Annotated in this window: 16 protein-coding genes and 1 pseudogene; 6 read left to right on the top strand and 11 right to left on the bottom strand. The window is 63.8% G+C overall.

All coding sequences use genetic code 11. The features are described 5' to 3' along the window. Window positions 1–34: 34 nt before the first annotated feature. The 4 genes from F3W81_RS05705 to F3W81_RS05690 all read right to left on the bottom strand — a co-directional run bounded on the left by F3W81_RS05705 (window position 35) and on the right by F3W81_RS05690 (window position 5520). Window positions 35–1792, bottom strand: coding sequence for an acetolactate synthase 3 large subunit (locus F3W81_RS05705; protein ID WP_193082676.1), 1758 nt, complete (start codon window positions 1790–1792; stop codon window positions 35–37). 480 nt (window positions 1793–2272) lie between these two features. Next, entirely contained in the window at window positions 2273–3259 is a 987-nt protein-coding gene (locus tag F3W81_RS05700) for a delta-class carbonic anhydrase (RefSeq protein WP_193082675.1), read from the bottom strand. A 117-nt stretch (window positions 3260–3376) separates the two neighbouring features. After that, window positions 3377–4054 (bottom strand): response regulator transcription factor, encoded by a 678-nt coding sequence (locus F3W81_RS05695; RefSeq protein WP_193082674.1) that lies wholly within the window; start codon window positions 4052–4054, stop codon window positions 3377–3379. 44 nt (window positions 4055–4098) lie between these two features. Beyond that, on the bottom strand, window positions 4099–5520 hold the full coding sequence (locus F3W81_RS05690; protein ID WP_193082673.1) for a cache domain-containing protein: 1422 nt from the start codon (window positions 5518–5520) through the stop codon (window positions 4099–4101). Window positions 5521–5798: 278 nt separating this feature from the next. Here F3W81_RS05690 and F3W81_RS05685 point away from each other — a divergent pair, with 278 nt between their 5' ends. The 3 genes from F3W81_RS05685 to F3W81_RS05675 all read left to right on the top strand — a co-directional run bounded on the left by F3W81_RS05685 (window position 5799) and on the right by F3W81_RS05675 (window position 10213). Beyond that, window positions 5799–6881 (top strand): TRAP transporter substrate-binding protein, encoded by a 1083-nt coding sequence (locus F3W81_RS05685; protein WP_193082672.1) that lies wholly within the window; start codon window positions 5799–5801, stop codon window positions 6879–6881. 71 nt (window positions 6882–6952) lie between these two features. Beyond that, entirely contained in the window at window positions 6953–7846 is an 894-nt protein-coding gene (locus F3W81_RS05680) for a TRAP transporter small permease subunit (protein ID WP_193082671.1), read from the top strand. A 12-nt stretch (window positions 7847–7858) separates the two neighbouring features. Then, window positions 7859–10213 (top strand): TRAP transporter large permease, encoded by a 2355-nt coding sequence (locus F3W81_RS05675; RefSeq protein ID WP_193082670.1) that lies wholly within the window; start codon window positions 7859–7861, stop codon window positions 10211–10213. A gap of 166 nt (window positions 10214–10379) precedes the next feature. On the opposite strand, the pseudogene F3W81_RS05670 reads toward F3W81_RS05675, so the two are convergent. The 5 genes and pseudogenes from F3W81_RS05670 to F3W81_RS05650 form a co-directional block, all read right to left on the bottom strand. Then, window positions 10380–10763 (bottom strand): annotated as a pseudogene (locus tag F3W81_RS05670) (VOC family protein); the annotation flags it as partial. A gap of 1 nt (window position 10764) precedes the next feature. Next, window positions 10765–11577 (bottom strand): arginyltransferase, encoded by an 813-nt coding sequence (locus tag F3W81_RS05665; protein WP_193082668.1) that lies wholly within the window; start codon window positions 11575–11577, stop codon window positions 10765–10767. Between the two features lie 142 nt (window positions 11578–11719). After that, entirely contained in the window at window positions 11720–12154 is a 435-nt protein-coding gene (locus F3W81_RS05660; RefSeq protein ID WP_193083660.1) for an RDD family protein, read from the bottom strand. Window positions 12155–12271: 117 nt separating this feature from the next. Beyond that, the gene (locus F3W81_RS05655; RefSeq protein WP_193082667.1) at window positions 12272–12730 is read right to left on the bottom strand and encodes a DUF2852 domain-containing protein; all 459 of its coding nucleotides are present in this window, start codon (window positions 12728–12730) and stop codon (window positions 12272–12274) included. A 106-nt stretch (window positions 12731–12836) separates the two neighbouring features. Continuing rightward, window positions 12837–13313, bottom strand: a complete 477-nt coding sequence (locus F3W81_RS05650; RefSeq protein WP_193082666.1) for a YbaK/EbsC family protein — start codon at window positions 13311–13313, stop codon at window positions 12837–12839. Between the two features lie 107 nt (window positions 13314–13420). On the opposite strand from F3W81_RS05650, the gene F3W81_RS05645 reads away from it, so the two are divergent. Beyond that, window positions 13421–16231: a bifunctional [glutamine synthetase] adenylyltransferase/[glutamine synthetase]-adenylyl-L-tyrosine phosphorylase gene (locus F3W81_RS05645; RefSeq protein ID WP_193082665.1), complete on the top strand. Its 2811-nt coding sequence runs from the start codon at window positions 13421–13423 to the stop codon at window positions 16229–16231. Window positions 16232–16242: 11 nt separating this feature from the next. After that, entirely contained in the window at window positions 16243–16512 is a 270-nt protein-coding gene (locus F3W81_RS05640) for a hypothetical protein (RefSeq protein WP_193082664.1), read from the top strand. A 74-nt stretch (window positions 16513–16586) separates the two neighbouring features. Here the strand turns inward: F3W81_RS05640 and eda are convergent, their stop codons facing one another. Next, entirely contained in the window at window positions 16587–17228 is a 642-nt protein-coding gene (eda, locus tag F3W81_RS05635; RefSeq protein ID WP_193082663.1) for a bifunctional 4-hydroxy-2-oxoglutarate aldolase/2-dehydro-3-deoxy-phosphogluconate aldolase, read from the bottom strand. A gap of 21 nt (window positions 17229–17249) precedes the next feature. Next, the gene (edd, locus tag F3W81_RS05630) at window positions 17250–19049 is read right to left on the bottom strand and encodes a phosphogluconate dehydratase (RefSeq protein WP_193082662.1); all 1800 of its coding nucleotides are present in this window, start codon (window positions 19047–19049) and stop codon (window positions 17250–17252) included. A 330-nt stretch (window positions 19050–19379) separates the two neighbouring features. On the opposite strand from edd, the gene F3W81_RS05625 reads away from it, so the two are divergent. Beyond that, window positions 19380–19970 (top strand): DUF6778 family protein, encoded by a 591-nt coding sequence (locus F3W81_RS05625; protein ID WP_193082661.1) that lies wholly within the window; start codon window positions 19380–19382, stop codon window positions 19968–19970. Window positions 19971–19972: the final 2 nt, after the last annotated feature.

The following is a 19972-nucleotide window of genomic DNA, read 5'->3' as shown; positions in this document are numbered from 1 at the left end:
CTGAGATGTGGGGCGGGCTTCAGCCCGCCTTTTCTCAGACCAGAACCGCGCCACCTTCCTTGATCGCGTCCTTTGTCGATGCATCGCCCAGCAGCATCTTGTTGTGTGCTGCACCCGAAGGGATCATCGGGAAGCAATTTTCGTGCTTCTCGACAAGGCAGTCAAAGATGACAGGGCCGTCGTAATTGATCATCTCCATGATCGCGTCGTCGAGGTCGGCAGGGTCGGAGCAAATAATGCCCTTGGCGCCAAAGGCCTCCGCCAGCTTGACGAAATCGGGCAGGGCCTGCGACCAGGACTGGCTGTAGCGTTCGCCATGCAGCAGCTCTTGCCACTGGCGCACCATCCCGAGGCGTTCGTTGTTCAGGATGAATTGCTTGACCGGCAGGCCGAACTGCATGGCGGTGCCCATTTCCTGCATGTTCATCAGCCAGGACGCTTCGCCCGCGACATTGATCACCAATGCGTCGCGATGCGCCATCTGCACGCCGATCGAGGCGGGAAAGCCATAGCCCATCGTCCCAAGGCCACCGGATGTCATCCAGCGATGCGGATCCTCGAAGTTGAGGTATTGCGCGGCCCACATCTGATGCTGGCCGACCTCGGTGGTGATATAGCGATCGTGATCTTTGGTCAGAGCCTCAAGTCGCTGCAGGGCATATTGCGGCTTGATGATCTTGGAGTCGCCAGCCTTGTATTTCAGGCAATCGACGGCGCGCCATTCATTGATCTGGGTCCACCACTTGGCCACTGCGTCGCGATTCATCTTGCGGCCGCGAGCCTTCCAGATCCGCAGCATATCCTCAAGCACATGGGCGACATCGCCAACGATCGGGATGTCGATGTGTATGATCTTGTTGATGGAGCTCGGGTCGATGTCGATGTGGGCCTTGAGCGAATGCGGGCTGAAGGCGTCGATGCGGCCAGTGATACGGTCGTCAAAGCGCGCGCCAACGCAGATCATCAGATCGCAGTCGTGCATCGCCATGTTGGCCTCGTAGAGCCCGTGCATCCCGAGCATGCCGAGCCATTTGTCGCCGGAGGCCGGATAGGCGCCGAGGCCCATCAGCGTCGAGGTGATCGGCGCGCCCGTCGCTTCAACCAGCTCGCGCAGCAACTGGCTGGCCGCGGGGCCAGAGTTGATCACACCACCGCCCGTGTAGAAGATCGGCTTTTTGGAGGTCTCGAGCGCCGCGATCAATGCCGTGATCGAGTCCTGATCGCCCTTCACGGGAGGGTTATAGCGATAGGAGGACTTTTTCGGCGCATCGGTATAGTTGGCCGTCGCGAACTGCACGTCCTTAGGTATGTCGATCAGCACCGGGCCGGGGCGGCCCGTGGTGGCAACATGGAAGGCGCGGTGCAGGATCTGCGGCAGCTCCGACGTTTCCTTGACCAGCCAGTTGTGCTTGGTGCAGGGGCGGGTAATCCCAACAGTATCAGCCTCTTGAAAGGCATCTGTACCGATCATGAATGTGGGCACCTGGCCCGAGAGGACGATGATCGGGATGGAATCCAGCAGCGCATCGGTCAAGCCCGTGACAGCGTTCGTGGCGCCGGGGCCAGATGTCACAAGGGCGACGCCGGGCTTGCCGGTCGAGCGGGCATAGCCTTCGGCGGCATGGATGGCGGCCTGTTCGTGGCGCACCAGGATATGCTGGATGTCGTTTTGCTGGAAAATCTCGTCATAAATCGGCAGGACAGCGCCGCCCGGATAGCCGAATACCGTGTCCACGCCCTGATCTCTCAGCGCCTGAACCACCATTTTCGCACCTGTCATCTGACGTGCCATCTGCTCTCTCCGTGTCGCGCCGCGGGGATGCGGCCTGTCGATTTTGCAAACAAAAAAGCCCCCGGTGATTGTCCGGGGGCGCATGGGGTCCTTGAGGGAGTCCGGTGTTACCGGCCCATGCGCCTTTCTCCTACGATGACGATTAGGGTTGTCATTCCCGAGGGCTCCTGTTCACTCATTTGGGTTGATATGGGCTGATCCACCCAAGGTCAACCGTATTTATCGCCCAAAAATGTCGTCCGGGGCATTTTTTCTTTCTGAAAATTGCGCGTGACGTCAAAAATCTTTGCGAAATCGCCGTGGAGCCTAAAAATCCCCGTGTCAGCCGCCCTCGGGTCACAGCCTGAGGGAGAGTCGCAAGGGCCCGCCGCGGGGGACGCGCGGCGGGCGGATCGGAACGGGACGGGGCAAAAGTGGCCCGAAATCAGCTGTCGGTATCGCGTCGGTATTGCGTCGGTAACCGAACGGTGCGGTTTGGGGCTACTGGATCGGGGCGAGAAGCTCTGGCGCGGTGACCAGTTCGCGCACGCCGTGAGAATGGTCTTCCTCGAAAACGTTGCCCTCCTGGCCCCAGCGATAGAGCGAGGAGATATCGAGGCGGGCACAGTTGGGCCGCACCGACCATGTCACCTGCAACGGAGAGCAGACGGCCTGCGTATAGCTGGGTCCGGTGGTGGAGCCCCGGAACACCACGGGCGCGCCGGTGTTGGCGGGCAGGGACAGCGGCTGCGGATGGCCATTCGGCGTGTAGCCCTTGTGATCATACTGCGCGAAATCCAGCGCGAAGGGATCATTGACCAGCAGGAAGACCTGCGATTCAACCCGCAACGTCGGATTGGAGCAGGCATCGGAGAGGCAGGCGCCGAGACCCTTGCCCGGCGTCACCTCACAGGAGGAATAGACCCAGTGCACCTCGATCGTGTCGCCGGGTTTGACGCCGTGAAACGGGCCGTGACCGAAGGCGGGATCGCGCAGCTCATCCGCGGTCAGCAACTCAGAGCCTTCGCATTGATAGCCGCCGAAATCGGGATCGCGCGACAGGACGGAAAAGCCCGGTCCCTTATGTTCGGCGTTGGTGTGGGTGTGGATATTGCACAGGTTCATCTCCTGCGAGGGCGGTGCGACGGGAAAGAGCTGTTGGTTGAGGCCGATGCGCGAGGCGATATCACGCGGTGTCTGCGGCCCGAACCCGGTGCAGAGCCCACCTTCGGGCGCGGGGGGCAGGGTCTGGGCGCTGGCGTTGGTGTGGGCGGCTGCCGGGGCATGCGCTGCCGGGGCCGCAGCATGGCCCGCAGGCGCAGGGGCTGCGTCATGCGAGGGGGTGGAGGCGAGCGCCGGAGGGGGGCCGAGCAGCACCGCCGAGAGCAGCGCCAGTGTCGCGCGCCAGAACAGACGTTTGGTCAGGCGGGCGGGTGTGCGAGGCCGCGCAGCAAGCGAGGGGGATGCGGGGAAGATGGGGCGAGGCATGGCAACTCCTGGCTGAAACCGGTTGTGCCATGTCTAGGGCCGATATATTGCCAATGCATTGAGCCGAGTCAGGGTAGTTAATGCCTCAACTTCACCCTGCAACACATTGGCAATGTTTCAGAATGTCTGTCCAGTTCCCTGCAGGACGCCATGTTCCAGCGCATAGCGCGTCAGCCCGGCGGTCGACGAAATGCCAAGCTTTTTCTTAATATTTTTGCGATGCGTTTCGACCGTGCGCACGGAAATATCCAAGGTCAGAGCGACTTCCTTGTTGGACTGACCCTGCGCGAGCTGCAGCAAAATGGTCTGTTCGCGGTTGGTCAGGTGCCCGGCACCGGGCTGAGGCGTCAGCGAGCCCTGCGCCCCGGTGCAAAGGTAGCGCTCGCCGCGCATCACGGCGTCGATGGCGCGCTTGATCTCGTCAGTGGGCACGTCCTTGAGGACATAGCCAAGCGCGCCGTGATCCAGCGCGGTCGAGATATATTCGGGGCTGTCGTGCATCGACAGGATCAGGATGCGCAGGTCGGGATGGTTTTCCAGCAGGATTTCGCAGGCAGTGAGGCCGCCCATCTCGGGCATGTTGAGATCCAGCAGGATGACATCGGGATTCAAGGTCGGCACGGCCTCGATGATGGCGCGGCCGTTGGAATAGGTGCCGACAACCTCAAGATCGGGAAAGCTGTCGAGAATGGCCTCGATGCCTTCGGCGACGAGGGGGTGATCATCGACGATGGCGACGCGGGTCGGTCGGATGGTGTGTGCGAGGTCACTGGCGCCGGCGGGCTGGTGGGGCATCTGCACTCCTTTTCAGGTCAGGGCGGCGCGGGGGGCCGGAGGGGTCATTTGGCGGACGCGGGGCCGGGCGCGCCGGTGGTCGGGTCGATGATATGCGACAGGGGCACCTGCACCTCGATCACGGTGCCGGAGCGGGTGGAGTGGATGCGCAAGGTGCCCTCCATCTGATCGACGCGTTCCTGCATGTTGCGCAGGCCGATGCCCTGCCACTGTGCGCTGGTCGAGGGGGCGGACATGCCCTTGCCGTTGTCGGAAATGCGCAGGGTTGCCCCGTTGCGATGGCCGCGCAGGTCGACACTGAGGTGGGTCGCGCCGGAATGGCGTTCGACATTGGTCAGGGCTTCCTGTGCGATCCGATAGAGCGAAATCTTGCTGTCGTTGTCCAGACGGTTGCGAAAGACGACGGTGTCAAAGGTGGTCTCGATGCCGGTGCGTGCCCCGAAATCCACCACCAGCGCCTTGAGAGCGGGGCCGAGGCCGAGGTCGTCGAGCACGCCGGGGCGCAGATCGCGGGAGATGCGGCGGACCTCCTGTATCGCGTCCGACAGGCTGGCCATGCCGCGATCCAGCGTCTCGGAGGCGCGCGCGTCGCCGGCATCGAACCGGCGCCGCGCGCTGTCCAGAGCGTAGCGCACCCCGACGAGCAGTTGGGAGATGCCGTCGTGCAGCTCTCGTGCGACGCGGCCGCGTTCCTCCTCCTGCGCATCGAAGACGCGCTGCGTCAGCTCCTTGAGCTTGGCATCAGCGAGGCGGCGTTCGCGGATGTTGAGGATCATGCCGGAGGCGAAGACGGCAAACAGCGCAGCGGCCGTGATGGCGCCGATATAGAAGAAGGTGCGGCGGACGCGGGCCTCGACATCGGCGCGGGCGGCGGCGGTGGTGGCCAGCACATCGTCGATGAACACGCCGGTGCCCATGGCCCATTTCCACGAATGCAGCGCGGTGACGTAGGTGACCATCAGCGCCTCCTCTCCGGTGCCGGGTTTCGGCCACAGATGGGTGACCCAGCCGGTGCCCTCGCGCGCGGTGGCGATGAACGCCTGCACGACGTGGCGGCCGTTGCCGTCGGTGAGGTCCCACCAGTTGCGGTTGATCATGTCGGTCTGGCGCGGCGAGACGAGGTTGGTGCCGTCGTAGTCGTAGACGAAGAAGAAACCGTCGTCGCCATAGGTCATCGCCGAGAGGATCTGCTTGACCTCGCTTTGGGCGGCGAGGTTGTCGGGCCCGGCCATGCCGTAGATGTAGTTCAGCCCGTTGCGCGCCTGCGTCACGTAGTTGCGCAGCTCGGCCTTTTTCGCCTCGATCATCTGGCGCTCCAGCGCGGCAATCTCACGCTCGGCGAGGGCGCGGGACTGATCGGCGACCAACGCCGAAATCGCCGTCACCGCGAGGATCAGCGGCAGGGTGGCCAGAAGAAACAGCTTCTGTCCGTAACTGGGCGCGATGCGGGGCAGGCGGGTGTGCATGAGGCAGAGCTTTACGGAAATGGACTGGCGATTCCCAGCGCCATGGCGGGGGAATGCAACGGTAATGGCACGGTAAATGTCAGGTAAAGTAATACGGGCTAGGATTACTTGTCGCAATATTTGCCATTCGGCGGGCAATTTTCGCCAATTATTCGACCGATCTACGTAATCCTTGGTATTTCACGGTTTCGTGGGCCTCGCTAGGCTCCCTCCTCACTGAAACGATCCGCGCGGGGCAATGGGAGGTCTGGCGCAGTCACATCTGGGAGGAGAATTCCATGGATCGTCGTTCTTTCTTGAAAACATCCGCATTGGGCGGGACTGCCGCTGCGGCGACCTCGCTGGCGGCGCCGGCGCTGGCACAGGGTCAGGTCAAGCTGACCATGGTCACCACATGGCCGCGCGGTCTTGCGGGTGTCTGGGACTCGGTGGAGCGTTTTTCCAACAGTGTCAATGAGATGTCGGATGGTCAGCTGATCATTGAACCAAAAGCCGCGGGCGAGCTGGTCGGCGCGCTGGAGGTGTTTGACGCCGTGACCAGTGGTCAGGCGGATATGTATCACGGGGCGGATTATTATTTCGTCGGCCAGCATCCGGCTTGGGCCTTTTTCACCACGGTGCCCTTCGGGATGACCGCGCCGGAAATGATGACCTGGTATTACGCCAATGGCGGGATGCAATTGCACCATGAATTGGGCGAAATCTTTGGCCTGAAAAGCTTTCTTGCCGGACAGACGGCGGCACAGGGCGGCGGCTGGTTCCGCAGCCCGATCAAATCGGCGGATGACTTCAAGGGGCTGAAATTCCGCATGCCCGGTCTTGGTGGTCAGGCGCTGGCAAAACTGGGGGCCTCTGTTCAGGTTCTGCCGGGCGGCGAGATCTATCAGGCATTGTCCACCGGCGCGCTGGATGGCACCGAATGGATCGGCCCGTGGTCGGACGAAAAGCTGGGCCTGCAAGAGGTCTGCAAGAACTACTACCCCGCAGGCTTTCATGAACCGGGCGCGGCGCTGTCTGTCGCCTGCAACCTTGAAGTCTTCGAGGGGCTGACCCCGTCGCAACAGAAGATCATCGAGATCGCAGCCGGCGAGTCGCATCAGCACAATTATGCGCTGTTCATCGCCAACAACGGCCCGGCGCTGGCGCGGCTGAAATCGTCGGGCGTGCAGGTGCAGGAATTCCCCGATGACGTGTGGGACGCGCTCGGCGCGGCCTCGAAAGAGGTGCTCGACGGCTTCATGGATGACGAGATGTTCGCCAAGATCCGCGAGTCCGCTGAAGCGTCGATGAAGTCGGCCTCGGGCTGGATGTCTGTCTCGGACAGCTTCTACACCGCGCAGCGCAACCGCGTCGACGGCTGAGTCCGACATAAGACAAGGCAGGCTGTGCACCCCCAACGGTGCGCAGCCTTTTGCGAACGGGGGGGGAAGCGATGCTGAACGGTCTGCTCTGGCTGGTCACCGAAATCGGCCTTGGGTTTTATCACATTGCCTATGCGATCAGCCATCCGGGCCTCTGGCTCGACTGGTCGAACAAGGAAGCGATGATCCGGTTCCTGTATTACGGCGGCTCGACCGAGTTCTTCTTTGCGGTCTTCGACATCTTTATCGTCGTGACGCTTGCCGGGCTGATCTGGCGGCCGTTCATGTGGGGCTGCGTGCGGGGGCTTGAGGCCTTCGCCAATGCCGTCGGGCGCACCGCCGCATGGGCCGGGCTGATCATGGTGGCGCAGCAGATCATCGTGGTGTTCCTGCAGAGCATCTTTCGCCTTGGCGAGATCGGGTTTTCGCCGCTGGGGATCGGCTTCACCCAGTCCGTCGGCTGGTATGCCGAGGGGCTGAAGCTGTGGAATGCTGCGGTGGTGGCGCTCTGCGTCTCCTACGCTTTCGTGCAGGGCAGTCATGTGCGGGTCGATCTGATCTATGCGCCGGTCAGCTACCGCGCCAAGCGGGTGATCGACATGTTCGGGTCGCTGTTCTTCATGATGCCCGTTGTCGTGCTGGTCTGGATGTATTCGTGGTTCTTCCTGTGGCGGCATCTGATCACGCCCAAGGTCTCGGCCAGCGACAAGCTGGAGCTGCTGATGCGCAAGGCGAAGATCGTCAAATGGAACGTCGAGACCATCGGGTTCAGTCCGGACGGCTTCAACGGCTACTTCCTGTTCAAGGTGCTGATCCTGTGTTTCGTCGGGTTGGTGTTCCTGCAGGCGGTCGCGTTTTTCTACCGCTCGTTCCTGGAGTTCAGCGAAGGCGAGGACGCGGAGGGGCGCTACCTCGACCGCGATACGCTGGGCGCCGGAGAAGAAGCCTATGAGGGCACACACTAGGGGGTGGGGCAGATGTTTTTCGGTTTGGATGGGGTCGAGATCGGCCTGATCATTGTATTTCTCAGCCTGTTCGCAGGCATCCTGTCGGGCTTTCCGGTGGCCTTTGCCATTCCGGGCGCGGGGCTGTTCGCCTTTGCGGTGATTGCCTGGCTCGATGGCAGCGGCATGCTGATCCACAACGCGATTGATGCGAGCAGCGAGGGGTATCGCGCGCTGATCGGGGCGGGGGTGAACCCGGACACGATCTCGATCTTCCGCTATCCGGATCTGCCGACGCTGGCGCAGCCGGTGTTTGAGCGGGGCTGGGAAACCGCGCTGGATCGCAACCTGTCCTTCATCGTGAACCGCATGAACGAGCGCGTCTTTGCCGGCCAGTCGATCGAGACGCTGCTGGCGGTGCTGATGTTCGTGATGATGGGGATCACGCTGGAACGCTCCAAGATCGCGAACGATCTGCTGACGACCATGGCGCGGGTGTTCGGGCCTTTGCCGGGCGGCCTCGCGGTGTCGGTCGTCGTGGTGGGGGCGTTTCTGGCGGCCTCGACGGGGATTGTCGGCGCGACGGTGGTGACCATGGGCTTGCTGAGCCTGCCGACCATGCTGCGCAACGGCTATTCGCCAGAGCTGTCGACGGGGGTGATTGCGGCGTCGGGCACGCTGGGGCAGATCATCCCGCCCTCCATCGTGATCGTGCTGCTGGGGACTTTGGCGGGCGATCTCTATTCCGCAGCGCAGGAAGCGCGGGCGCAGTCTTTGGGCTGTTCCGATGCGCTGACGTACCTGGGCAAACCGGCGGTCGTGTCGGTGGGCACGTTGTTTCAGGCGGCGCTGTTGCCGGGGATCTTGCTGGCGGTGCTCTATGCTCTCTATGCCTTCGGCTATGCGGTGCTGAACCCGTCGAAGGCCCCTGCGGTGAGCGTCGGCGGCGGCTCGGGAGAGGTGATCACCCGGCGCGAGGGGCTGACCTGGTTCGTGCTGGCGCCGGTGCTGCTGATCGGCGGCGTGCTGGCCTTTGCCGAGTTTGGCGTGGTCGGATCGCAAAGCCTGTCGGTGTCGAACTTTTCCCAGTCCGATGATGGCGCGAGCCTGCGCACCAATGTCAGCGCGCCCTGCAAGGCGGCGATGATCGAGCTGCACGGGCAAGCCAAGTGGGACACCGCCGTGGCCGAGGCTGAGGCGATTGCGGCCTCGGGTGGTCTCGACACCGGGCACAAGCTGAACGACGAGGAGATGCTGGCGGCCGTGCAGGCGAAGGCGGATCGTGCGGCGCCGATTGGCACCGGCGTTGCGACGATTGTCGTGTTGCTGGGGCTGGTGCTGGTGCTGGCGCACGGGGTGAAACCGGGCGACAGCGTGGCGCCGCTGGCCGTGGGCGGCTTCGGGCTGGCGCTGATGCTGCTGGTCGATCTGCTGCTGATCGGGCCGCGGACCTCGCCCGGGGTGACGCTGGTGCTGCTGGCGGTGCCGCTGGCGATCACCTTCTGGTCATTGCGGCACGCGGCGGCGCGGCTGGCGCAGAACGAGCTGGTGCGCGTGGTCTTTCCACCGCTGATGCTGATCGTGGCGGTGCTCGGCTCCATCCTCGGCGGGATCACCAACCCGACGCCTGCGGCGGCGCTTGGTGCGGGGGGCGCGATGATGCTGGCAGCCTATCGCAAACTGCGGGAGGAGGGGCGCGATCCCAAGGTCATCATCTGGGCGACCTTGGCGCTTGGCGCGATGATCCTGCTGGGGGCGAATTTCGATCTGCGCATCAATCAGGATGTGGTGACCTTCGAGAACTGGATCGCCTACCTTGCAGCGGCGGCGGCCTATATGATCGCCGGGTTCGGAATGATCTATTCCGGCTACGTCCTGTTCCGCACGAGGGTCCTGACGCCCATCGTGCGCGAGACGGCCAAGGTGACCTCAATGGTGTTCACCATTCTGGTCGGCAGCCAGCTGCTGAACCTGGTCGTCATCTCCTTCGGCGGAGAGCACTATATCCAGGACTTCCTGCGCAGCTTCGACAATGAGTTCACGGTCTTCCTGATCGTGATGCTGGTGCTGTTCGTGCTGGGTTTCGTGTTGGATTTCCTCGAGATCATCTACATCGTCATCCCGATCGTCGGGCCCGTCATCTATGGCGGCACGTTCGATCCGAAATGGGTGACGATCATGATCGCGGTGAACCTGCAGACCAGCTTCCTGACGCCGCCCTTCGGGTTCGCGCTGTTCTATCTGCGCGGGGTGGCCCCGGCCAGCGTGACCACGGGCCATATCTATCGCGGCATCGTGCCCTTCGTGGTGATCCAGGTGCTGGGGCTGGCGCTGCTGTGGTTCGTGCCGCAGATCGTCACCATCGTGCCGGCCCTGATGGGCGGCTGAGGCCCGCGCGACGTAAAAAAGCCGCGATCCCTAGCTGGGGTCGCGGCTTTTTGCGGTTTCAGCCCTTGGAGGGCTCTTTTTCGGGATGCGGCCAGATCACCGGGGTGCCGGTTTCGCGCGACGAGGTGCGCGCCTTGGCGGGGGGCACGCCGCGCGTCGGGGTCTTGGTGAACTGCACCAGATCCCAGCGGTTGCCGAAGGGATCGCGCCAGACGGCGACGCGGCCATAGGGCTCGTCGCGGGGGTCTTCCTCAAACGTCACGCCGGCCTTGAGCATGCGGTCATGATCGCCTTTGAAATCATCGGTTTGCAGAAAGAAGGCCACACGGCCACCCGTCTGATTGCCGATGGCGGCGGTCTGCTCGTCGCCCACCGCGCGGGCCAGCAACAGACAGGTCTGCGCGCCTTTCGGCGCAATCAGGACCCAGCGTTTGGTTTCGGACAGCGCGGTGTCTTCGACAAGGTCGAAGCCGAGCGTTTCGACATAAAAGGCGATGCCCGCATCATAGTCGGGGACCACCAGCGTCGCGGCGAAAAGGTTTTGTGTCATTTCAGGGCGCGCGTGTGTCGGGTAAGGAGATATTGGCAACCTGTTCTGCGATGGGATCGCTTTTGAGCGGGTGGGTGGTGGAGTCGTAATCATGCGGATCACGCATCCGGTCCCACTTGCCGCCGTGGTAGAGCTCAAGCCCGGTGAATTTGCACTTATAGCCCATTTTCGGCGATCCGGGCACCCAGTACCCAAGATAGACATAGGGCAGACCGGCGTTGCGCGCGATCTCGATATGATCGAGGATCAGGTAGGTGCCGAGCGAGTTCTTCTCCAGCGCCGGGTCGTAGAAGCTGTAGACCATCGACACGCCGTCATCGAGAACATCGGTCAGCGCGGCGGCGGCCAGGCCCTTGTCGGGGTCGATGTATTCGACAACGCGCGAGCGGATCGGCGTTTCCTCGATCATCGCGGCGAATTCAAAGACATCCATATCGGCCATGCCGCCATCGGCGTGCCGGCTGTCGAGGTAGCGGCGGAACAGCGCATACTGGTCTTCGGTCGCCCAGGGCGATGTGGCGCGACGCTCAAGATGTTGGTTGCGGCGCAGGGTGCGCCGCTGCCCGCGCGAGGCGGTGAAGTCGGCGACATTGATGCGGGCCGACAGGCAGGCGGCGCAATCGGCACAGGAGGGGCGATAGAGCACGTTCTGCGAGCGACGGAAGCCCTGCTTGGAGAGCGCATTGTTCAGCTGCTCGGCAGTGTCGCCCTGCAGGGAGGTGAACAGCTTTCTCTCCATCCGGCCCGCAAGATAGGGGCAGGGCTGGGGAGCCGTTACATAGAATTGCGGTGCAAGAGGCAGGGAATGACGCATGAAAACCAGTGTGTAGCATCGAAGGAAGGGCGCGGCCCCGAAGCGTTTCGGGCACCGCAGGTTCGGCAACGATAACAACGAAGTTCCCAAGCGCCAAGCCCTCTGGAGGTTTTCGACCTCGGGGGTGGGCGAATTTGCCTGCTTATGCGCGGCGATTCACGGCTGTGGTGCCCAGAATGTGATCTGTCAGACCCTGTCCGTACCGCGAGGTCAGCATGAAGACGACCGAGATCACCTGCAGGATGGGCAGCGCAAAGCTGACGGTAAAGCCCAGCGTGTGCAGCAATGCCTCAAGCGGGCTCAGCCGCTGGCCTTCGGTGGTGCGCAGCTCGATCGACATCAGGCGCATGCCCCAGGTGGCGGAGCTGCCAGAGATGGTCATCCAGCGATAAAAGAAGCTGACCGTGAGCAGCAGCAGCGGAAAGAAGAAGGCGCCGACAAAGGCGGTCAGCGGCACGATCACCAGCGCCACCAACGTGATGACAATGGCATCGATCACCCAGGCAAAGCCGCGCTTCATCGCGACACTGTCATAGAACTCCGGGCTGTGGTCGGGATCGGGAAGGGTCAGGCGCATCGGGTCCGGTATCCTGTAAACGGGGCGGTCATCGGGGGGGGGCGAGGCGGCCCCGAGGGGGCCGTCCTGGGCTTGGGCGCGCCGCATCCGGGCGCGCCTGGCGAGGTGTCTTGGCCTTCAGGCGTTGGCGTCCTGATTGGCGTTGTCGCGCTCTGCGCTGGCCTTGCGGGAGCGGTCTTCCATGAACTGGTCGAACTCGGCCTTGTCCTTGGCGGCGCGCAGGCGTTCCAGAAAGCCTTCAAAGCTGTTCTGTTCTTCCTCAAGGCGTTGCAGCGTCTCGGTCTTGTAGGCATCAAAGGCCGTGTTGCCGCTGGATTTCATCGCCGCAAAGCCGGTGCGGCGCATGTCGTTGTAACGTGAGTGACGGCAGGATTTTCCGAACATTTTTTTACCCCAGATCATGTAGAAGAGAATGGCGAGGCCGACCGGCCAGAAGAACACGAAACCCAGCACCATCGCGGTGATCCATGCGGGTTTGCCCTTGCTGTCCATCCAGGCCTCAGTGCGACGAAACCACGAAGCGGGGCGCGGGCCCTGGCTCTGGTGGTCGTACATTTGCGCGGTGGCGGGTGTCATGTCTGTCTCCGTATCCTTGGTTTGTTGCTATGTGAATGTCTTTCACATTACCGATATCGGAAGTGCGGCCCTCAACCACAAGGGGGCCATGTGAATGTTTTTTACATTAGTTGGATTGGGATGTGAAATCAGCCACTTGCGCCGCTGTCAGAGGCTGCAAAAGTTTTGGGGGCAGGCCAAAAACATGGCGCGGGGTGCCCGCAGCGGCCCAGATCCGTTCAAATTCCAGCAGTCGCGGGTCCAGATAGGCGCGGATCGGGTTGAGGTGGCCGATGGGCGCGACGCCACCAATGGCAAAGCCGGTCTGGGCACGGATCAGAGCGGCATCGGCCTTGCCAAGGGCTTCGCCGGCCACGGCACTGGCCTTGGCTGGATCGACCTGATTGCCGCCTGCGGTCAGGAACAGGATCGCTTCGCCACTCACCTCGCCACGAAAGATGATCGACTTGGCGATCTGGTCAAGGCAGCAGCCCACACTGTCAGCGGCCTGCTGTGCGGTGCGGCAGGCGCCCAACTCCTCGATCTCGGTCTCGATCCCGGCGTCTGCCAGCGCCTTGGCGACACGTTTCATGCTCTTGCTCATCCGGCTCTCCCTGCTCTTGCGCGCAATCTGCCAAGGCCGGGCGGGAATGACCAGAGCGAGGCGGATCTGGTCTTGACCGGCGCGCCCGCCCGCCGCACCTTCGCGCGATGAATGACACATTGATCCCGACCCGCCTGCCGCGCCCCTTTGACCGCGATCGTGGTGCCGAAGGCCGCGCCCTGTTTCCCGACCTCAGCGGAGATCTGGCCGCGCTGATCGAGGGTACGGCCGGGTGTAGCCCCTACCTCGGCGCGTTGATGGCGAAGGAACGGCACTGGCTGCCCGGCGCGATGGTCGCACCTCTGGCGGCGCTAAGCGAGGAAAAGGCCCGCCTTTCAGAGATCGCGCCGGACCAAATCGCGGCCGAGCTGCGCCGGGGCAAGCGGCGTATGGCGCTGCTGGTGGCGCTGGCTGATCTCTCGGGTGCCTGGGATCTGAGCCAAGTCACGGGCGCGCTGAGTGATTTCGCCGATCATGCGGTCGCGCTGGCGCTGCGCGCTGCACTGGCGGCGGAAGTGAAGCGGAACAAACTGCCGGGGATGGGCGAGGCGGATCTGGCCACGGGGTGCGGTCTGGTGGCCTTGGCCATGGGCAAGATGGGCGCGGGAGAGCTGAACTATTCCTCCGACATCGACCTGATCGTGCTCTATGACGAAGCGCGGTATCGCGGCGAGGACGTGCTTGAGGCGCGACCGGCGCTGATCCGGGCGACCCGCAAGATGGCCGCGACGCTGAACGACATCACCTCCGAGGGCTATGTGTTTCGCACCGATCTGCGGCTGCGCCCCGATCCCAGCGTCACGCCGGTCTGCATGGGGATGGCGGCGGCGGAGCGGTATTACGAGAGTCTGGGCCGCACATGGGAGCGCGCGGCCTATATCAAGGCGCGTCCCTGTGCCGGCGATATCGCGGCGGGCGAGGCGTTTTTGGAGGATCTGCGCCCCTTCGTCTGGCGTCGTCATCTGGATTTCGCCGCCATTCAGGATGCCCATGACGTGCGGCTGGCGATCCGGCGCAAGAAGGGCTTTTTCGGGCCGATCCAACTGGCCGGGCACGACATGAAACTGGGGCGCGGCGGCATCCGCGAGATCGAGTTCTTCGCTCAGTTTCACCAGATCGTCGCCGGGGGGCGCGATGCGTCGCTGCGGCTGCGCGGCACGGTGCCCGCGCTGGCGCAACTGGCGGAGCGCGGCTGGATCCCGCAGGCCACGGCCGAGGTGCTGTCGCGTCACTATCGCGCGCACCGCGAGGTTGAACACCGGGTGCAGATGATCAACGATGCCCAGACCCATCAGCTGCCGAGCGGGGCCGAGGGCTTGTCGCGGCTGGCGGCCTTCATGGGCACGGGCGAGGCGGAGCTAGGGCGCGAGATCAAGGACAGGCTGGAAGAGGTCCACAGCGTCACCGAGGCCTTTTTTGCCCCCGACAAACCGGGCGGCAAGGCCCAGCCGGAGGTCTGTGCTGAGGAGGCCGAGGCCGAGATCAGCTTTGACGAGGCGCTGGTGACGCGCTGGCGCAGCTATCCCGCGCTGAGTTCCGAACGGGCGCGTCATATCTTTGACCGCCTGCGGCCGCAGCTGTTGCAAAGCCTGTCCCGTGCGGCGCGCCCCGAAGAGGCATTGACGGCCTTTGACGGGTTCCTGCGCGGATTGCCCGCCGGTGTGCAGCTGTTCTCGATGTTTCAGGCCAACCCGCAACTGATTGATCTGCTTGGCGATATCACCGGGACTGCGCCGGACCTCGCGCTCTACCTCAGTCGCAATTCGGCTGTGTTCGATGCGGTGATCGGGGGTGGGTTCTTTGCGGAATGGCCGGGCGAAGATGCCCTTTGCAAAGAGCTGGATCGCGCTTTGCAAATCGAAGAGGATTACGAGCGCAAGCTGGATGCGGCCCGCCGCTGGGTCAAGGAGTGGCACTTTCGCATCGGCGTGCACCACCTGCGTGGCTTGATCGAGCCGAAAGAGGCGGGACACGAATATGCCGAGCTGGCGAGCGTGGTGCTGCGTGTTCTCTGGCCGGTGGTGCAGGCCGAATTTGCCACCAGGCACGGGCCGCCGCCGGGGCGCGGTGCGGCGGTGATGGGCATGGGCTCGATGGGGGCCGGGCGGTTGAACGCGCGCTCCGATCTCGATCTGATCGTGATCTATGATGCCGCGGGCGAGGAAAGCTCGGAGGGGCGGCGGCCTCTGGCGTCGCGGGTCTATTACGCGCGGTTGACGCAGGCGCTGGTGACCGCCCTGTCGGCCCCGATGGCCGAGGGGCGGCTCTATGAGGTCGACATGCGGCTGCGTCCCTCCGGCAGTCAGGGGCCGGTTGCGACCAGCTGGCAGAGCTTTCGCGACTATCAGGAGACCCAGGCCTGGACCTGGGAGCATCTGGCGCTGACCCGGGCGCGTGTCGTCTCCGGTCCTGAGGCGTTGTCCAAGGATATCATGGAGTTCCGGCGTGATCTTATTGCGCGGGGGCGCGCGAAGGGGCCGGTACTGAAGGACGTGGCCGAGATGCGCGCGCGCATCGCTGCGGCGAAGACCGCCGTGACGCCCTGGGACGTCAAGACAGGTCGGGGCCGCAATCAGGAGATCGAGCTGATGGCGCAGGCCGGTGGCCTGATCGCAGGCGACCCCGATGGCTGGATTGGCGAGGGGCTGGACCTGGCGGTGCGGGCTGGCTGGATGGAGCCGGCGGAGAGCGCTGCTCTGCTCTCGACTTACCGCTTGCTGTGGAATATCGGGCAGGTCGGAAAACTGCTGAGCGGCAAGGCTCTGGACCCCGATGAAATTGGCGAGGGGGGCCGCGCACTGCTGCTGCGCGACACTGGCGCTGAGACGATCGAGGCCCTGCAGGCACAGGTCGCCGCCTCGACCGAGGCCGCGGCACAGGCGATTGATGCGATATTGGAACGAGAGGCAGACAGATGATTGGAACGGTCATGAAAGGCGATGTAACAGACCCCAAGGCGCTGATCCGCGAGGCCTATCAGATTGAGGGCATCGACGATCCCGAGTGCCGCTCGGTCCTGATGGACTGGGCGCTGAGCCTTGAGGATGGGCAGGATCAGAAAGCCGCACTCGAGATCCTGATGGAGAAATACGGGCGCGCTGCGCCGGAGCATCCGATGACGGCGCTGCTGCAGGAAGGCCTGCAGAACATGACGACCGTGCGGCGGCGCGGTGGATCACGGGCGCGCAAAGCGCACTGACAGGGCTTTACCTTATACATGAAGAAGGCGCGCCAAGGGATTGGCACGCCTTCTCTTTTTCGTCGATCTTAATGTCAGCCGCGCAGGCTTGCAGCCTCGCGCGCCAGCTCCTCGATCGCCTTCCAGTCCTTGGCGTCGATCAGGTTTTGCGGCGCGACCCAGGAGCCGCCGACGCAGATGATGTTCTTCATCGACAGATACTCGGGTGCGTTCTCGGGGGTGACGCCGCCGGTCGGGCAGAACATCACATCCGGGATCGGCGCGCCGATGGCCTTGATGGCGGGCGCGCCGCCGTTGATCGAGGCCGGGAAGAACTTCTGGACGCGATAGCCGCGCTCCAGCAGGGCCATCACTTCAGACGCGGTGGCGGCACCGGGCAGCATCGGCAGGTCGGCCTGCTCGGCGGCGCTGAGCACGGTGTCGGTGGCCCCGGGCGAGACACCGAACTTGGCACCCGCTGCAACGACGGCAGTGACGGCAGCGGGCGTCAGGATCGAGCCTGCGCCAACGACGCCGCCCTCAACTTTCGCCATTTCGCGGATCACGTCCAGCGCAGCGGGGGTGCGCAGGGTCACTTCGAGCGCGGGCAGGCCACCGGCGACCAGCGCCTCGGCCAGAGCGCGGGCGATGCTGGCGTCATGGACGACCAGCACCGGCACGACGGGGGCCAGTCTGCAGATTTTCTCGGCTTCGGCGGAAGCAGCTTCGGGGGTCATGGAAAGCTCCGTAACAAAAGATCAGACGATGTTCGACGCGCCGGCACTGGAGGCCGAGGCATTCTGGCGGAAGGTTTCGAAAAGCTCGCGACCGATGCCGTGTTTGTTGGCCGACAGATCCGGCGTGACGGGGGTGCGGCCAGTCAGATCGGGGCAGGTGATGGTGCCGTTGACCGCGTCCAGCTTGACGATGTCGCCATCGCGCAGCAGGGCAATCGGGCCGCCATCTGCCGCCTCGGGGGCGAGGTGGATCGCGGCGGGCACCTTGCCGGAGGCGCCGGACATGCGACCGTCGGTCAGCAGCGCCACCTTCAGCCCACGATCAAGCAGAACCGCGAGTGTCGGCGTCAGCGAGTGCAGCTCGGGCATGCCGTTGGCCTTGGGGCCCTGGAAGCGCACGACGACGATGGTGTCAGAGGTGAACTCACCCGCCTTGAACGCTGTTTTTACGTCGTTCTGGTCGTGGAAGATGCGCACGGGCGCCTCGATCACGTGGTTCTCCGGTTTGACGGCAGAGACCTTCATGATCGCGCGGCCCAGCGTGCCTGACAGGTGCTTGAGGCCACCGGACTTCTGGAACGGGTCCGAGGCAGGGCGCACGATGCGATCGTTCAGGGTTTCCTTGGCACCGGGCTCATACACGATGCGGCCTTCGCGCAGTTTCGGCTCCTGCGTGTAAAGCTCCAGCCCGTCACCGGCGACGGTCTTGGTGTCGGGGTGCAGCAGGCCTTCGTTCAGCAGCTGGCCGATCATGTAGCCGAGGCCACCGGCGGCGTGGAAGTGGTTCACGTCGGCCAGACCGTTGGGATAGACCTTGGCCATCAGCGGCGTGATCGAGGAGATGGTGTCGAAATCCTCAGGGTCGATGATGATGCCAGCGGCGCGCGCCATGGCGGGCATGTGCAGCACGAGGTTGGTCGAGCCACCGGTCGCCATCAGGCCGACGATGCCGTTGACGAAGGCTTTCTCGTCGAGGATCTCGCCCGCCGGGCGGAATTCGTTACCAAGCGCGGTGATCGCCAGCGCGCGTTCGGTGCCCGCAACGGTCAGGGCTTCGCGCATCGGGGTGTTGGGATTGACGAAGCTGGCACCGGGCAGGTGCAGGCCCATGAACTCCATCAGCATCTGGTTGGTGTTGGCGGTGCCGTAGAAGGTGCAGGTGCCGGGCGAGTGATAGGAGGCAAGCTCTGCCTCCATCAGCTTGTCGCGGCCAACCTCGCCATTGGCGTATTGCTGGCGCACCTTGGCCTTTTCGTCGTTCGGCAGACCCGAGGGCATCGGCCCCGCAGGCAGGAAGACGGCCGGGATATGGCCGAAGGTCGCGGCAGCCATCACGAGGCCGGGGACGATCTTGTCGCAGACCCCAAGATAGAGCGCGGCATCAAAGCAGTTGTGCGACAGCGCAATCCCGGCGGCCATGGCGATGACATCGCGCGAAAACAGCGACAGCTCCATCCCCGGCTGGCCTTGGGTCACGCCATCGCACATCGCGGGCACGCCACCGGCAACCTGCGCCGTGGCGCCCTGGGCGCGGGCGGTCTTGCGGATCAGGGCGGGGAAATGCTCATACGGCTGGTGGGCCGAGAGCATGTCGTTATAGGCGGTGACGATGCCGAGGTTGGCGCCGTTGCCCTTGGACAGGGCGGTCTGGTCGTCGGGCACACCGGCATAGGCGTGGGCCTGGTTGCCGCAGGTCAGGTGGGCACGCACGGGCCCGGCTTCGGCTGCACGGCCGATCCGCTCAAGATAGAGGTCACGGGTGCCTTGGGATCTTTCGCGAATCCGGTCGGTTACGTCTGCTATTGTCTGGTTCAGGGCCATGGCTCGAAGCCTCCAATCTGGCTGCGTCGCGGATCTTGGGTGACGCCGGGGGGAGGGCGCGGCGCCAGCGCCTCCTCGTTTCGGCTGTAGTTTAGCGCTAACAGTCGCAGATGCCAGCCCATAAAGACGGCGATGCTGCAAAACAACTCTTCAACTTCGGCAACCTGCCAGATTTGGACGGATTTGCCCATCCTTGCTTGCCGCAAATCGCATCGCAAAATCGGCTAAGACACGGCGAACAGGGCTTTTCCCGAGGGCAGGGGCGTTACGGTTTTATTGACTTAATTCGTATGTAACTGCGCGAGGATTGCAACCTCGCGGAGAAACATCATGAAGCTTGCGGCCGGCGTGCTGGTATTTTGGACGGTGATCGCCCTCAGCGCCTGTGAGAATGTCGATGATGCCCGTGTCGGCGGCACACCGCGCGGTGCAACGGCCACCGATGGCATCAGGCTGGCCTATGACATCCGCGCGGTTGAGGTCGAGGTGTCGCGCAGTCTGAGGGTGTCGGAGAGCAACAGTTTCTACCCCGGTGGCGATATCGTCTGGCGCGAAGATCCCCTTGGCGATCGGTATGAACAGGTTGCGACCATCCTGCGAGATGCGGCGCGGCAGGCCTTCGCGGCGCCTGCAGACGGACCGCCCGCCGTGGCGCATCTGCGCATCACCTATTTCCATGCGCTGACCGAGCGCGCGCGCGGCACCACCGGAGGCTGGCACAACATCAACTTCGTGCTCTCGCTCACGGAGGCGACGAGCGGTGCGGTGCTGGTCGCGCCATATCGAGTGCGCACCCAGATCCGGGGCTATGGCGGGGCCAGGGCAACTGAAGCGGTGCATCGGGGCGAGACGCAGAAAGTGCGCATCACCCGCCACCTGATCGAGGTGCTGCGCAGCGAACTGGCCGCGCCGCCCGTCTGAAG

It is taken from the genome of Pseudooceanicola spongiae, assembly GCF_014899185.1.
Taxonomy (GTDB): Bacteria; Pseudomonadota; Alphaproteobacteria; order Rhodobacterales; family Rhodobacteraceae; genus Pseudooceanicola; species Pseudooceanicola spongiae.
Note: the sequence above shows the minus strand (reverse complement) of the source record. Positions and strands in the feature narration are given on the sequence as shown.

Coding starts and splice junctions, on each gene's coding strand:
- F3W81_RS05705 (WP_193082676.1), bottom strand. CDS start 1,792: ATGGCACGTCAGATGACAGGTGCGAAAATGGTGGTTCAGGCGCTGAGA.
- F3W81_RS05700 (WP_193082675.1), bottom strand. CDS start 3,259: ATGCCTCGCCCCATCTTCCCCGCATCCCCCTCGCTTGCTGCGCGGCCT.
- F3W81_RS05695 (WP_193082674.1), bottom strand. CDS start 4,054: ATGCCCCACCAGCCCGCCGGCGCCAGTGACCTCGCACACACCATCCGA.
- F3W81_RS05690 (WP_193082673.1), bottom strand. CDS start 5,520: ATGCACACCCGCCTGCCCCGCATCGCGCCCAGTTACGGACAGAAGCTG.
- F3W81_RS05685 (WP_193082672.1), top strand. CDS start 5,799: ATGGATCGTCGTTCTTTCTTGAAAACATCCGCATTGGGCGGGACTGCC.
- F3W81_RS05680 (WP_193082671.1), top strand. CDS start 6,953: ATGCTGAACGGTCTGCTCTGGCTGGTCACCGAAATCGGCCTTGGGTTT.
- F3W81_RS05675 (WP_193082670.1), top strand. CDS start 7,859: ATGTTTTTCGGTTTGGATGGGGTCGAGATCGGCCTGATCATTGTATTT.
- F3W81_RS05665 (WP_193082668.1), bottom strand. CDS start 11,577: ATGCGTCATTCCCTGCCTCTTGCACCGCAATTCTATGTAACGGCTCCC.
- F3W81_RS05660 (WP_193083660.1), bottom strand. CDS start 12,154: ATGCGCCTGACCCTTCCCGATCCCGACCACAGCCCGGAGTTCTATGAC.
- F3W81_RS05655 (WP_193082667.1), bottom strand. CDS start 12,730: ATGACACCCGCCACCGCGCAAATGTACGACCACCAGAGCCAGGGCCCG.
- F3W81_RS05650 (WP_193082666.1), bottom strand. CDS start 13,313: ATGAGCAAGAGCATGAAACGTGTCGCCAAGGCGCTGGCAGACGCCGGG.
- F3W81_RS05645 (WP_193082665.1), top strand. CDS start 13,421: ATGAATGACACATTGATCCCGACCCGCCTGCCGCGCCCCTTTGACCGC.
- F3W81_RS05640 (WP_193082664.1), top strand. CDS start 16,243: ATGAAAGGCGATGTAACAGACCCCAAGGCGCTGATCCGCGAGGCCTAT.
- eda (WP_193082663.1), bottom strand. CDS start 17,228: ATGACCCCCGAAGCTGCTTCCGCCGAAGCCGAGAAAATCTGCAGACTG.
- edd (WP_193082662.1), bottom strand. CDS start 19,049: ATGGCCCTGAACCAGACAATAGCAGACGTAACCGACCGGATTCGCGAA.
- F3W81_RS05625 (WP_193082661.1), top strand. CDS start 19,380: ATGAAGCTTGCGGCCGGCGTGCTGGTATTTTGGACGGTGATCGCCCTC.